Raw genomic sequence first — 13,738 nt, 5'->3', positions numbered from 1 at the left:
TTATCAAGTCAATCGATAAAAATGGATAGCTTTGATAGATTACGGAAGGGTTCCTTCAATCGTTTATAAGCCCTGTTAACCAGACACACGCAAGACCGGCTTGATCGTATGGCCACTCTCGGAGTCTTCCGCAGCTTGATTGATTTCCTCAAGATCATAGATCTTAATGAGTTTGTCATACGGGAACAGGCCCTGTTTATACAACTCAATCAATTGAGGAATAAAGATTTGCTGTACCGAGCTCCCCATGAGAACCCCTGTAATCGTTTTTTCCGAAACGAGACCTAAATGATCAAACTCCACTTTTGTTCCCAATGGCGGTGCACCAACAACCGCAGTTGTTCCAAGAGATTTGGTGCTTTCGACCGCCTGTCTTAAAACTTGCGGAACACCGCTCGTTTCAACCGCATACTTTACGCCTCCGGTAGAGATCTCTGTAATTTTTTGTACAACATTGTCCACGTCCTTGCCATTGATGGTGTGGGTGGCTCCGAGTTCTTTCGCTAATTCCAAACGGCCGTGATTAATGTCGATTGCAATAATGGTTGTGCAGCCTTTGACCTTGGCCGCCATGATGGCGCTCAATCCGACAGCTCCACAGCCGAATACAGCAATACTGGAACCCGGTTCCGGTTGCAATTTGTTAAGCACTGCACCGCTGCCGGTTGAGATACCGCAGCCTAGCGGAGCAAGGATTTCTAGCGGAATATCTTTCGGGACTTTTATAACGTTTCGGTAATGGGAAACCGCATATTCCGAAAAGGAGGATTGCCCGAAAAACGTGGAAATTTCCTGTCCATTTTGTTCGATCCGCTTGGTGCCGTCCGGCATAATGCCGCCAAAATTCAACAGGCTTATATGGACACATCCGGCGGGTCTACCTTGGAGACAAGCATCACACTTACCACATGAGCTATAAGACAACACCACATGATCCCCCGGTTCAATCCCTTGCACTGCTGCCCCAACCTGTTGCACAACGCCCGCACCCTCATGCCCTAATACAATCGGTAATGGAGAAGGTATCATCCCGCCTTTGACACTTAAGTCAGTATGACACATTCCGACAGCGGTAATTCGAACCAATACCTCCTCTGCCTTCGGCTCATGTTGCAGGGTGACTTGTTCCACGCTGAATTCGCCTTGATTGCGGGTTACCACTGCTTTTATTTGCACAAAAATCCCCTCCCAAAAATATTCAGTATATGATAATTTCATCGATTGAGGCGATATCCCCGGTGATGAATTTTATCTGCCCGGACGCCCGCCGGTGCGGGTACCATTGTGATCCGTTATACTTCAATTTCTATCCTTTATTGATTCGCTTTCCCTCAAAAGCGCCGGCGCCTTTCTTACTCCGGAATGTTTGGTAAATCGAGGGACTTAGGAATATTTATAACGTGGGTATCAACATAATTAAGCAGCCCTTCAGGACCGAATTCATGTCCAAAACCCGATTGCTTCACACCACCAAAAGGCAAGTTCAAATCCAGGCCCATGAGTGATGCTGTATTAATCATCGTGGTTCCTGCCTGAATGCTCCGTGCCACCCGTATTGCGTGCTCTTCCTCGCCCCAAACAGAGCTAGTCAGACCATAGATACTATCATTGGCCAGAGCTATAGCCTGTTCTTCATTATCATAGGGCAAAATAGGTACCGTCGGTCCAAACTGCTCTTCCACAACAACGGAGCCATTGTACTCAGCATTCAAAATTAACGTAGGCTGCATAAAGTAGCCCTTATCAAAAAGTTCATGATGAAGCACCCGTCCCAGCTTGATCACCGTTGCCCCGCGACTCTCCGCGTCTTCAATTAATCCCTTTACGAATTTCACCTGTAATGCGTTGTTCAGCGGGCCTACCGTCACATCCGGATGAAATGGATCTCCTACCCGAATCCATTTATTTGCGGCTTCAATGTACTTCTCTACGAATTTGTCGTAGATGGGGCGGTGTACATAGATGCGCTTTGAATTCATGCAAATTTGTCCTGTTGTAAGAAAGTTGGAAATTACAATCCGGCGCAGCGCTTGCTCATCATTCACGTCAAAATCACTGAGGATAATGGCGGCATCGTTCCCGCCTAACTCCAATGTAAGATGCTTTATTGTTTCGGCGGCGGCCCTCATGATGTGCTTCGCAGTTTTGGTACCGCCCGTAAAGGCGATTTTGGCGACCTTCGGGTTCGTTGTAAGTTCAACACCGACATCCGATTCACCATGCACAACATTAAGAGTACCTGCCGGGAATTCAGAAGCAATAATTTCCATTAATTGGCTAACTGCAAGCGGAGCGAAAGGGCTTGGTTTCAGCACTATCGTATTCCCGGTGAGAAGAGCCGGAACGATCTTGGTGATGGAAAGCGCGATCGGATAATTCCAAGGGGTAATAGCGGAGACGACTCCTTTAGGATCCTTCGTGATGATGGTCTTGCCGTTGTCATGTTCCTGTATTTTATCCTTCAGGACTTCTTTCGCCATATTGGTGGCAAAATCCATCCACAAGGTGGCAAAAAAAATCTCCCCTTGAGAATCGTAAACTGGCTTTCCGTGTTCACGGGATAGCAACTGTGCTAATTCTGGGGCCTCAGCTTTCACCTTTTCGGCCGCACGCTGCATACGTTCTATGCGCTCGTCAATAGGTGTCACCGACCAAGAAGAGAATGCTCTTTCTGCAGCATCGATCGCACGAATGGCGTCATCGCGTGTATTCAGAGGCCCATAGCCCACTATCTCGCTGGAATTCGCGGGGTTCTCACGGGCATATTGTTTATCGGCTGCCACTTTCTCCCCGTTGATCAACGCGTGAACAACCACGGGCACTGTCTTATTTACCATAGAAAATTACCCTCTTTCAAATGAATTAGTTTCGTAAAAAGCTGGCGCAGCACATGCGCCGATCTTTCTGGATTCCCGCCGAAGTCCGAAATTCACGCAAGTGCAAGGATCGCCTTCAAACCAGCGCATTGTTTCTACCCCGGCATCGCGTCTCATGATGCCAATACGAGTCCCATAATTCGGCTCCCATACCACAAGTGATTTCCCTTTCATAGCACGCTCATAATTAATCGTTGCCGGAAAGACCGGAAAGATAATATGTTCATCCGTCGTAACAAAATCATGAAGGACACTAGCATAAGGCGCCTGAAATCTTTCATGTCGGGTTAACCTTCCATCCGAACTAATGACACTGAAAGATACTATCGGAGTACCTGGACCATCTGCTTAATGGCGGAAGGCTAGCATCTCCCCTGTTTTAGGATCGATCTTAGGATATCCAGTAAATGGGCCCTTGTATTGACCATCAAAATTGTACTGTCCCATCGTTTCAAGTGTATCAGCGTCCATAAGCATTAACGGGACCATTCATCTGGGACAAAGAGCCTTCCGGAATGAAAGATTGCATTGATACTTCCAAAGTTACGCGGAACATTTTCTCCGCCTTCAGCTGGAGGCTCATGCACAGTGGTCAGCAAGAGACGACGGCCGGCCTTGCGTTGCGCCTTGTATTGCTCCGTTTGTACATACCGATTGCGATAAGATACTTTTCCATTTTCAACGCGAATCGCATGGACCATGCCTTCCCCCAATAACCAGTTATGTTCTTCAGCAAGTGGAGGGTACATTAGATTGAAACCGTTTCGGTACAACGTACCGTTAAGACCTTCAGGCAATTCGCCCTCGATCACACATAACTCTTCCGCGTCCATTTCAGCCATAATTGGGGCATAGTTACCTATTAGTCCAAAGACCTTCGGGAATGCTTTCATCTTATCTCCTCCAAATGAATCAAAAGATCTGTTTTAATCCGTCCTTGAAAGTGATAGCATGCCTTAAGTCCAACTGCTTCATCGGCTTTTACTTGCAAAAAACCACTCCTTTATTTGTTTCGAGATCAGCAAAGCGATTTGAAAATGCTTACAAAAATAATATTAAGATAAACAGAACCGCTTTTATATACTAATACTGGTTAAAATATTCTCCTTTTTCGACTTACTTAGTTAACCATTTTTTATATTTTACAGCCTATTGTTTTGTACTTTTACACAAATACCCGTACGTATTACAACCTTTTTTGGGGTCGATCAATTGAGCAGGAGGATTGCCGTTACTTTCCTTGAATAAGCCCTTTTCGGGTCTGCTTTCATTGCTTACGTATGAATTTAAAGTCGTTCAATTCCTAATTCATGTTCAACATGCCTTGAGATAGCGCTAATGCCGCGCACAAAAAAAGGTATCACACCACATTCGTGGCATGATACCTTTTTTATCCAAAATGCGCTCGGTTACAATCCCCATTTACCGAGAAACATGAGTATTTTTAGCGCCAAATAGGAATCAATGAATCCTTTCGCACTTGTGATATCGAGTTCGCTTATTTCCTGAACTCGTTTTAAACGGTATCTAATCGCGCCCATCGATATTGTCATTTGAACAGATGTTTGCTGTATATTCCCCTGATTTTCCATATAATAGTATAATGTTTTTAATAGCTCCGCGTTGTTTTCTTCATCATACGCTAAGAGTTCCTTCAATAATCCTGTTGCAAAGCTTTCCAATTCTTTCTCATCCTTAGTGCAAAGAAGAATCCCCAAAGAACCCATCTCATCAACAGAGATAACATTTGAGGTCACTCTGCCCCGCTTGGCCATTATGATGGATTTGTTTGCCTCCTCATATCCCTTGCGAAACGTATCAATGCCTTTGCAGAGGGAACTAATGCCTAGAATGGTCTTATTATCTGCATAATTGTTAGATATAATATTGACTAAAAACTCTCCAAAGGTTTTTAATTCAAACTTCATTTGTGCTACAACTTCCTGGGGGATTAAGGCAATAATTTTATCCAGTCTGCTTGCAACAAGACAGCCCTTTCCATAAGACAACAATTGAGACTCCAACGTATCCGCAATACTTCTTCTTAATTCCATTAAATAAGGTTCGCGTTGATGTATATTAATCTCATTCGTATGCTCTAGATTAAAAACAAAAACATAATGGGGCTTATTGAGATTATAGCCAAGTAATTTCATGCGATAAGAAAGATTCTCTATATCCGGTTTATCACTAAGGAGTTCATTCAAAAACTCGCCTTTTATTCGCTGCTCTCTCTCTATTGCCGTACGTTCTTGTAAAAATTGGATTGCACACATCGTTGAAGCACGTTCCAGTGAAATGGTTTCCATCTCATCAAACACACCCTGTTGTTTAATTAACGAGATATATCCGCACACTTCATTCCTCAATAACACAGGAGATATGAGACGCTCGTGCTGCCACCCAAAATCGCCAGGAACCGTGACATGAACCGTTCCTTTTTCCTCTATCAAGCGCTTCACTCTTTGTTCGTTTTTTTTGAGCGAAAGATCAACAAACCTACCAAATTCATGAGGTGTGTAGTTTCCATATGATTCAAACAGGTTATAGTTTTTATCCTCAAGGACGGCGGCAGCACCAAGACTTTGGGCCAAAATTTTGACTATGCTGGATAATCCTCCACCTTGAATCAGGACTTTTGACAATTTTTCATTTATGTTTAGAGCCTTCTTTAATGCTTCTTTTTGTTTTTCAATCCTGTGATAGGCTCTGTCCAGTTCATTAGCCAAATTTTCACTTTCATAGAATGGCAGCACATCCTCAATTTCTTCATCCCAATCATCAATCGTTTTGCCAACCCACCGGCAATAAGGGTCACCCTTCCCAATGCACTCGAACTCTTTAAAAAGAATGTTCGCGCCTAAACATTCTGTACCGTAACCACCTGCATAACCGATCATTGTAGCGCAAACGGTCTCATCATGATAACCAAAATGTTCTATATGCTTCTGCGCTTCAGATGAATAATTCCAATAGGCCTCGGTGTAAAATTTTCCTGTCTCCCAGTCGGCTCGCATTACAACGGAGCCGGATTTTAGATAGCCATTTAATTCGTTTATTCTGTATCCGGCCCGAAGTAAGTCGTCTTCGGTTGTCCATAAGAACTTTTCTCTCAAATATTTCACATCATTAATGCCACACTGCCAACCATAACGCAGTAAGAAACCTTTCGCCCGCTCGCTGCCTAAAGCGGCGATCAGATCTTTGCGTAAGATTCCCAGTGCGTCTAGCCCAATAAAGGTACTTTTTAGATCGCCAAACAAGTCCCTTACCTCATCTGTACTTAAGGATAGTAAGTCCCCGGAAGGAAACAGTTTTTTCACCATTGAAATGTCTCCCTTCGTTGTATCAATCTATGGGAAAATAAAAATTTCTAGTACTATCTCTTCGTATCCTGTCCTCCTTCCTCGTTGCCCAAAAAATGATAGGTAACGAACCAAACTCCTCAGCCATCTGTACGATAAACGTCCTTCTTCCGTGTTTAGCGATTCTTCTAAGGGAAGAGCACGTAAAACGAAAATAGGTCGGTAGTTAACGCCGACCGACCCTTCCGTAAGACATATACACTTGCTTAATAGTTCACTTTTTTATCAAACCATGAGGGTCTATAACAATGTTTTCGATACTGCAATAACAATCAATCCACAGATTAGATTAGACATTCCATATAGTGGTTTATGATCAAATATTATTACAAGTGTTTTTATTTGTCAACGCTTTCATTGGGATTTTTTATAATTAATTGCAGATGATTATCCAGAAATGTGGTAAAGTAAGATGATCGAAGTATATCAGAGTGATGTTTAAAAGAGGAAATGTTCTGGTTACGATATCTTCGCATTCTTCAAATTCATGTTGGGTATCCATAGCGTTTGGTCTTTCAGAATGATGGTCTCCGCGGCTTTCCGTTTTCCTGTCTTTTGGATACTCAATACCGAGCAAACCGAAAGTTATCCATATGCTCCTCACAACGGCCACCCCCTTATTTTTGTTAACCCCTTTGGAATTTATACGAAATTATACCAAATGACTTTCTAAAAATAGCTTATCTGTGATTTTTCTCATATGATCAAAGCCGAATTTCATTTATGATCGATGTATAAATCAAAAAGGCGGTGGATGCTATGTTATGTTCCAAAATTCTTGTCGCTTATGACGGTTCCGATCAAGCGGAGAAGGCACTGCTTAAAGCCGTTGAATTGGCTAAACTTAATGAGCAGATCGAGATCCTAGTGCTGCATGTCGTCTCTCCTTCCGCTCCTTATACGGGCTATGAGTATATTCCATCTCCGGATATCATTGAGCTGGTCATGAAGCAGGGCAGTAAAACCTTGCAGCAAGCTGAAAAGGTCTTAGCAGGGATCCCCAACAAATGGAACAAAGCTTTACATAAGGGCTATCCCGCCGAGACCATTCTCGATTACGCCAAAACATCCGGCTGCGATTTGATCGTCATAGGAAGCAGAGGGCTCAGCGGGCTGAAGGAATTATTTCTGGGCAGTGTCAGCCACAATGTCGTTCAGCATTCCCCGGTTCCCGTTTTAGTAGTAAAATAAACCATCGTCTAATCTGATACAAAAAGAAATGGGGGTGTCCCAAAAGTCACTGAGGTGACGGGGATACCCCTTTTTCAATTTTGTAAAACAAAAAGAAGCCAAACCTTGGTAAAATGGAAGTGCGAGCAACCATTCAAAGGAGGGCTTCTTTTGTACATTCAATATAACATGGATCAACTTTGTCTGCCAATGGATTTAGAAGAAGATATTCCCGCGGGGTATCTGGTCCGCATTGTCAATGATGCGGTTAATCGGTTGGACGACAACATCTTTGCGGCTGCTTATCCGGGGGCGGTCGGGATAGCTGCCATCCGAAAATGCTTGCGAAAGTCATCGTGTACGCCTACACCCAGCGAATCTATTCCTCTCGCTGGACTTTCGTTATGAGAGCAAGCAATCAACGGAAAGCGGCTATGAGGTTCGTTTGCGCCATTACCGGAGTCGGGGTGCACAGGTTGTCCTTTGAAGGATGCCTGCACGAAAGCCAAAGGGAACCGGGAAATCCGGGTGAGTCTCAAGTACCTTCGCTACAAGCAGCAGGCGCGGGAAAAGCTGCGAAGTGAGGAAGGCTACGCGTTGTCGGTTCGACGTATGATCGAACCGGAGAGTGTGTTCGGACAAATGAAAAACAACCGGAACTTCCGGCGTTTCCTGCTTCGCGGCTTGCCCAAAGTGAGCCTGGAGGTCGGGTGGCTTTCCCTTGCCCATAATTTATTAAAGTGGGCGGCGATGAACCAAAAAGGTCGAGTAAGAGAGTACGTATAGCCCCCTACTCGACCTTTTTTTCTGTATGGAAACGAGAAGTTAAGAAAACAGGGCCGTCCCTGCGTAGTTAAAAACTACTTATGGGATGGCCCCATTTACTTTACCCCATGTTATTTACCCTGCCTTGATTTGTTTGCTCCTTAACTGTCCGCAAGCGGCATCAATATCGGTTCCGTGTTCCAGCCGGACGCTGCAGCTCACGCCTTGTTTTTTCAGTGTGTCGTAGAACGCCCGTATCGATTCCCGCTCGCTTCTCTGATATTGACTGTGTTCATCCACCGGATTGTAAGGAATTAAATTCACATTCACGAGCTGCCGCCGATGTGCGATCAGGTCGGCCAGCTCCAGCGCATGCTCCGTCCGGTCGTTTACATCCTTGAGCAGAATATACTCCAGCGTAATCCGCCGTTTCGTTCTTTCCAGATAATAATCAATGGACTGCATTAATTTCTCGATCGGAACGGCGCGATTAATTTTCATGATCCGCGTCCGCAGCTCATTGTTTGGCGCATGCAGCGAGATCGCCAGGTTCACCTGCAACTGGGCATCGGTAAATTCGACAATCTTATCGGCAAGACCGCTGGTCGATACGGTAATATGTCTCGGGCCGATCGCCAGTCCCTTGTGATCTTTAATCACGGTCAAGAAATTCACCAGGTTCTTGAAATTGTCAAACGGCTCGCCAATGCCCATCACCACCACGTGGCTCACTCGTTCATCCCGCTTCGCCTGATCCAGATAAAGCTGCACCTTCATGATCTGTTCCACAATTTCGCCGCCGGAGAGATCACGGCTTTTGGCCAATAGCCCGCTTGCACAAAAGCTGCATCCGATATTGCAGCCTACTTGGGTGGTGACGCAAACCGACAAACCGAATTTATGTCTCATCAATACCGTTTCAATCAGGTTGCCGTCGCTTAGCTTGAACAAAAACTTGACCGTTCCATCCGCTGATTCCTGCCTGGTATGTTCGGTTAAGGTTTGGATGACAAAATGATCCGCTAATAGTTGAGTACACTCTTTATTGACATCTGTCATTTCTGAGAAGTCCGTTACCCGCTTCCTGTACAGCCAATCCCAGACCTGTGCCGCGCGAGACTTTTTGTGGCCGTGCTCCATAAGCCATGCCGTCAGTTGATCCAATGTCAAACCATATATGGATGCTTTATTCATTGCCTGCCCTCTTTTCAAAACGATAATTCAGCTCTCTTCTGCTTCAGCGGCCGAATGGCTTATAGCCTGTTTATTATTGTCCCAAATCTTTTTCATGAAAACAAGAGAGCCGGGCAGCAAATTTCTCCTTAACTGAATTGGCTTATATGACCGGGCCGTCAGAAGCTCAAGCCCGGCCGCTCAAATACCATTACGATGCGATTAAGATTGTACCTCTTTCATCAGCGCCATGATTCCCTCAAACTGGGGCAATTCGCCGGGGATGATCTTCTTTAGCCGCCCCTCCCCGTCGATCAGAAAGGTAGCCGGCAATCCGACGACCCCGTAACGACCGGCAGCTTCACCGCCCGGATCCAGCAGGATAGGGAACTTTAACCCGTGCTTCGATACGAATTCGGCGGCGCTTCCTCTGGACTCGCCTACATTGACGGCAATCACCTCGACGCCGGAAAGTCCGCTGAGATATGCGGTATTCATTCTTGGCATTTCACTTACGCAGGGTTCGCACCACGAACCCCAGAAATTCAGCAGGACGCCCTTGCCCCGGTAATCGGACAAGCTCACTGCGCTTCCGTCCAGAGTGGTGGCCGTGAAATCAGGAGCCATTTTTCCTATCCGTAATGACGAAGAGGATTCAGAGCGGTTCTGAAGCAGCGCATATACCAGAGCCAGTACAATAAGGACGATGACGGAAAAGCTGACCCATTTTCTCCACGCTGTTATCATGGGGCCCTCCTGCTTATTCATCGGGATTCCTGTTCGAATGGACATACAGGCTCGAAAATGCCGCTTGCAGGCTGGAGGAACCCGCCGCTCTCCCGAACGATACGGTCGTTTCTTCCTTTACGATGTGTCCATTTTTCAAAAATACGACGGAATCAGCCGCCAGCTCCGCTACCTGCAGCTGATGTGTGGAAAATACCACGGTATGTCCCTCCTGCTTGGCGAACCTCACCAGCTCAACGAACGAATCCATCCAGTAAGGGTCAAGACCGTTTGTAGGCTCATCCATAATCAGCAAAGGCGGCTTGGCGAGCAGGGCTTGCGCGAACAATAACCGCTGACGCATTCCCTTAGAGAACGAGGAGACGGATTTGCGTCTCACCTCGATTAATCCCACGAGCTCAAGAACTTCCCTGACCCTGGACATCGGCACTTTGCGAAGCGACGCCCAGAAGGCTAAAGTTTCTTCGGCCGACAGCCCTTGACCGAATAAATAATCATCCGGCATATAACCGATTTGTTCCGCATATTTCAGGCGGTTGTGCCGCCATTGAAGCCCGTTAACCTCAATCGTGCCGCGGGTCGGCTGAAGAATTCCCGTAATCATTCGCAGCAGGGTGCTTTTCCCTGCGCCATTGCCTCCGCACAGCGCGAGCACCTGCCCCTGGCGAAGCGACATATCGATCGAATGGATAATCGTTTGGCCTCCGATATCCTTACCAATCCCCTTCAGCTTCAATACGTCCTCACCCACGCGAGCGCCCCCTCTCCCAAATCAGGTTTGCCAGGCTTACAGATACGATAATCCAAGCTGTACATATCAGAATGAACGCCCATGTGCCTGAAGGCTTCCCGATCCAGCTCACCCATTGGTAATACTCGGGTCCCAGCGCCGCGCCTCCCCCGAGCTTAACGATAACGAACAGCCTCACGATTTCCGCCGGATTTACCAACGTCAGTGCCGTCAAAGCTGGCTTAATCCACAGATAAGGCAGCAATCCGAGTGCTGCGACCAGCAAGGTGGGCCAGCCTATGACGGCAAAGAACCAGATCGCCACGCCGATCGTTAGCGCCTGCCACCGGTTTTTGGCCACGGTACCTATACATATCGCAGCCGCTAAGAATAAGACCACTAGCCCAAAAGAGAAGGCCAAAAAAAGCCCGAAGGTGACAGCGTCCAGACCGTTTCCGAGCAGCGCGCCTATAATGCCCGTCACTCCGTACCCGAAAGCTACGATGGTCATCAGAACAGAGGTTAATCCGACATATTTACCCCACAGGAACGAAAACGTCGTGAGAGGATACGTGGACAAGAGCTGCCAGCTTCCTTCTTCTTTTTCCGCCGTTAGAGAGAATGAGCCGAGCAGCAGCGTCATGAGCGGCAGCAAATACAAAATCAGATTCAGCATGGAAGCCGTGGAGCTGGAATAGCCCTGCATGAAATTTTGCGTATTAATCAGAAGCAGAGATAGGCTGAAAAGAGTAAAAAGGGCCATAAAGGAGTAGGCCCAAGGGTTACGGAATCCAAGCTTTACTTCTCTCAAGGCGATATGAAGTACGTTCATTTGCCATGCATTCCTTTATCTCCGCCGCTCATGCCTCCGTTTGTCTCGGAATGGGCATTTTTGTTATGGTCTCCTCCCATATCCATCATTCCCTTGTTTCGCTCCCAGGAATGTGCGGCCAAATCGGCAGCGGACATTAGCTTGCCCTTTTTTTGACTGTCAATAAATTGCTGTGCTTCGGCTTTATCTTTAAATGAATAAATGCCATAGGCCATTGGCGACTTAAAGGAAGGATCGTACACATACGTGGCCTCTTCATATTTAATCCATTCTTTGTTATTGTAATCCCTGACAAATTGAGCACCGATCTCAGCATCGGCGTTTTGCTTCTTCCATTCGTTCATGCAGCCCAAATCATCGAATTTATAGGTTTTCCCTTCTTTGGTGATCAATTGCACGGCGAAGGCATCGTCTTTCACCTGCATATTGCAAATCGTGCATTTATCCGTCGCTTCATTAATCGGCTGCGCCTGGTACTTAGGTTGTCCGCAGCCGGACAGAACAGCTACAAGTATGAGTACAAAGATCAGAAATCCCGTTTTTTTCATCCTCTTCTAACCCCCAAATAATAAATAGTGAACACTGCCGCAAATAAAAGCATGATCCCCAGCGCAAGCGTATCGGACGAACCCGGGTAGGAAGAACGGGCAGCCTCGGTACGAAAATCCGGCTTGAGGTATGGTGCCTTGTCTTTCGTCCATTCTTCTTTGCCCGCCGTATTGAGGCTTTCCAGAAAAAGAAGACCCGGCGACTGGAAAAATAGCTGGAAGGCAGGCGTTGCCGATGTTAATCTTTGAAAAAACGGATTGATCGCATAAGCAAGATCGCTGTATCCGTCTCCGTTCGTATCGAGACCGCGGAACGCCTCCCAATAGTTTCCTTCAAAGGTGTTGTTCTTGCTCCCGTTCGCTTCCGCTTCAATCACATTGCCGATAAAACGGTTGGCCGTGAAACGATTCCCTTCCGACTCCAGAAATTGCACGCCAACGAAGTTTTGCAAAACGTCATTGTTCTGAAATTCATTGCGGTTCGATTTCTCCACATAAAGACCGACCCGGTTGCCCTCAACCTTATTGTTGAATATGCGGGACGTGTGAACATCGTAGAAAAGCAGCCCCTGCGAGTTGACGTTCTCACTTTGCTTCACGAAAGTGTTATCCCGAACTACGGCGTCCTTCACTCCCATGATCATGGCGCCCGTAACGTTGAAAGCTCCTTGGTTGCCGCTGATCTCCGTGCCGTCGATGTACATGCTGTGAATGCCGTATCTGGAGTGTTCGAAGCGGTTGCCGTTTATATAATTGCGGTGACTGTTTTCCATATAAATGCCGTCATTCATGCTGCTGATGACGTTCCCGACGATTCGGTTGTCATGGGAGTTGAGCAGATCGATGCCGTTTCGCCGATCCGACAGCTTGCCGCCGTCCGGCCGGTCACGGCCTGTCCAACGAATGCCGGAATCGAGAATCTCATGACGACCGCTGTCCCGGATGACGATTCCGTAGGACGCGGTTTGAATATCCAGACTTTCGAGGGTAGCGCCATTTGCTGTAATAAGCACGGCGGCCGTATCCTCCCTGCCATGGTGTACAATCCGCAGCCCTTGTAAAACAACGCCCTCAGCCTGTATCCTGATGGTCGGCACCGATGCATCGCTTCTCAGCTGAACATCGCCATCAGCTATAATCCGTATCGGTTTATTCAACGTTACCGGACCGTTATACATGCCTGCCGGCAGCTTAACCGTCCCGCCGCTTGGTGTCTCATCAATCCGTTGCTGCAGAGAATGTCCCTCCGTAAGAGCAGAGCTGTACGCTGAATCGATTCGAAAAAAAACGATACTAAGAACAGTGAAGATGGTCATCCCCAAGACAATCCCCTGCTTTAAGATCTTGGAGGGCATCATGACACGATTAGCTCCTTCTTCATCGTCATATGACACTCCCCTTGCTGCAGATGATTGTAAATGTTGTATGAACCAGCCCTTTCGAACGTTATCTCCATCTCTTCCATAACGTCCGACATCATTTTCCCCATCTCGCTTCCCCCTTTCCTGCGGATTTCCAACTTTATTGTATTC

At 46.7% G+C, this 13,738-nt stretch carries 12 protein-coding genes and 3 pseudogenes; 3 read left to right on the top strand and 12 right to left on the bottom strand.

What is annotated here, in order from left to right; translation table 11 throughout:
- Positions 1-75: 75 nt before the first annotated feature.
- The 5 genes and pseudogenes from IJ22_RS01020 to IJ22_RS01005 form a co-directional block, all read right to left on the bottom strand.
- Entirely contained in the window at positions 76-1,176 is a 1,101-nt protein-coding gene (locus IJ22_RS01020; RefSeq protein ID WP_054819790.1) for an NAD(P)-dependent alcohol dehydrogenase, read from the bottom strand.
- Between the two features lie 176 nt (positions 1,177-1,352).
- The gene (locus tag IJ22_RS01015; protein WP_062406574.1) at positions 1,353-2,837 is read right to left on the bottom strand and encodes an aldehyde dehydrogenase family protein; all 1,485 of its coding nucleotides are present in this window, start codon (positions 2,835-2,837) and stop codon (positions 1,353-1,355) included.
- 6 nt (positions 2,838-2,843) lie between these two features.
- Positions 2,844-3,323, bottom strand: a pseudogene (locus IJ22_RS27100) (carotenoid oxygenase family protein).
- Positions 3,324-3,352: 29 nt separating this feature from the next.
- The gene (locus IJ22_RS01010) at positions 3,353-3,769 is read right to left on the bottom strand and encodes a carotenoid oxygenase family protein (protein WP_054819791.1); all 417 of its coding nucleotides are present in this window, start codon (positions 3,767-3,769) and stop codon (positions 3,353-3,355) included.
- A 516-nt stretch (positions 3,770-4,285) separates the two neighbouring features.
- On the bottom strand, positions 4,286-6,202 hold the full coding sequence (locus IJ22_RS01005) for a XylR N-terminal domain-containing protein (protein ID WP_062406571.1): 1,917 nt from the start codon (positions 6,200-6,202) through the stop codon (positions 4,286-4,288).
- Between the two features lie 798 nt (positions 6,203-7,000).
- Here IJ22_RS01005 and IJ22_RS00995 point away from each other — a divergent pair.
- The 3 genes and pseudogenes from IJ22_RS00995 to IJ22_RS25515 all read left to right on the top strand — a co-directional run.
- On the top strand, positions 7,001-7,432 hold the full coding sequence (locus IJ22_RS00995) for a universal stress protein (RefSeq protein ID WP_054819794.1): 432 nt from the start codon (positions 7,001-7,003) through the stop codon (positions 7,430-7,432).
- A 317-nt stretch (positions 7,433-7,749) separates the two neighbouring features.
- Positions 7,750-7,797: pseudogene (locus IJ22_RS27260) on the top strand (hypothetical protein); the annotation flags it as partial.
- Between the two features lie 11 nt (positions 7,798-7,808).
- Positions 7,809-8,197 (top strand): annotated as a pseudogene (locus IJ22_RS25515) (transposase); the annotation flags it as partial.
- Positions 8,198-8,311: 114 nt separating this feature from the next.
- Here IJ22_RS25515 and rlmN read toward each other — a convergent pair.
- From rlmN to IJ22_RS26965, 7 genes are all read right to left on the bottom strand, one after another.
- On the bottom strand, positions 8,312-9,370 hold the full coding sequence (gene rlmN / locus IJ22_RS00980) for a dual-specificity RNA methyltransferase RlmN (protein ID WP_062406566.1): 1,059 nt from the start codon (positions 9,368-9,370) through the stop codon (positions 8,312-8,314).
- A gap of 201 nt (positions 9,371-9,571) precedes the next feature.
- Entirely contained in the window at positions 9,572-10,096 is a 525-nt protein-coding gene (locus tag IJ22_RS00975; protein WP_062406563.1) for a redoxin domain-containing protein, read from the bottom strand.
- A 13-nt stretch (positions 10,097-10,109) separates the two neighbouring features.
- On the bottom strand, positions 10,110-10,847 hold the full coding sequence (locus IJ22_RS00970; protein ID WP_062406560.1) for an ABC transporter ATP-binding protein: 738 nt from the start codon (positions 10,845-10,847) through the stop codon (positions 10,110-10,112).
- On the bottom strand, positions 10,840-11,658 hold the full coding sequence (locus tag IJ22_RS00965; protein ID WP_062406557.1) for an ABC transporter permease: 819 nt from the start codon (positions 11,656-11,658) through the stop codon (positions 10,840-10,842). Before IJ22_RS00965 ends, IJ22_RS00970 begins: the two co-directional genes overlap by 8 nt.
- The gene (locus IJ22_RS00960) at positions 11,655-12,206 is read right to left on the bottom strand and encodes a nitrous oxide reductase accessory protein NosL (RefSeq protein ID WP_062406555.1); all 552 of its coding nucleotides are present in this window, start codon (positions 12,204-12,206) and stop codon (positions 11,655-11,657) included. The genes IJ22_RS00965 and IJ22_RS00960 overlap by 4 nt, the downstream gene beginning before the upstream one ends.
- Positions 12,203-13,564 carry a right-handed parallel beta-helix repeat-containing protein gene (locus tag IJ22_RS00955; RefSeq protein WP_062406552.1) on the bottom strand — a complete coding sequence of 454 codons (1,362 nt, stop codon included), beginning with the start codon at positions 13,562-13,564 and terminating at the stop codon, positions 12,203-12,205. The genes IJ22_RS00960 and IJ22_RS00955 overlap by 4 nt, the downstream gene beginning before the upstream one ends.
- On the bottom strand, positions 13,561-13,695 hold the full coding sequence (locus IJ22_RS26965; RefSeq protein ID WP_256380581.1) for a hypothetical protein: 135 nt from the start codon (positions 13,693-13,695) through the stop codon (positions 13,561-13,563). Before IJ22_RS26965 ends, IJ22_RS00955 begins: the two co-directional genes overlap by 4 nt.
- Between the last annotated feature and the right edge of the window lie 43 nt (positions 13,696-13,738).

Origin of the sequence: Paenibacillus naphthalenovorans, assembly GCF_001465255.1 — a bacterium.
GTDB lineage: Bacteria > Bacillota > Bacilli > Paenibacillales > NBRC-103111 > Paenibacillus_G > Paenibacillus_G naphthalenovorans.
The sequence above is the reverse complement of the archived record's forward strand: the minus strand, read 5'-3'. Positions and strand labels throughout refer to the sequence as shown.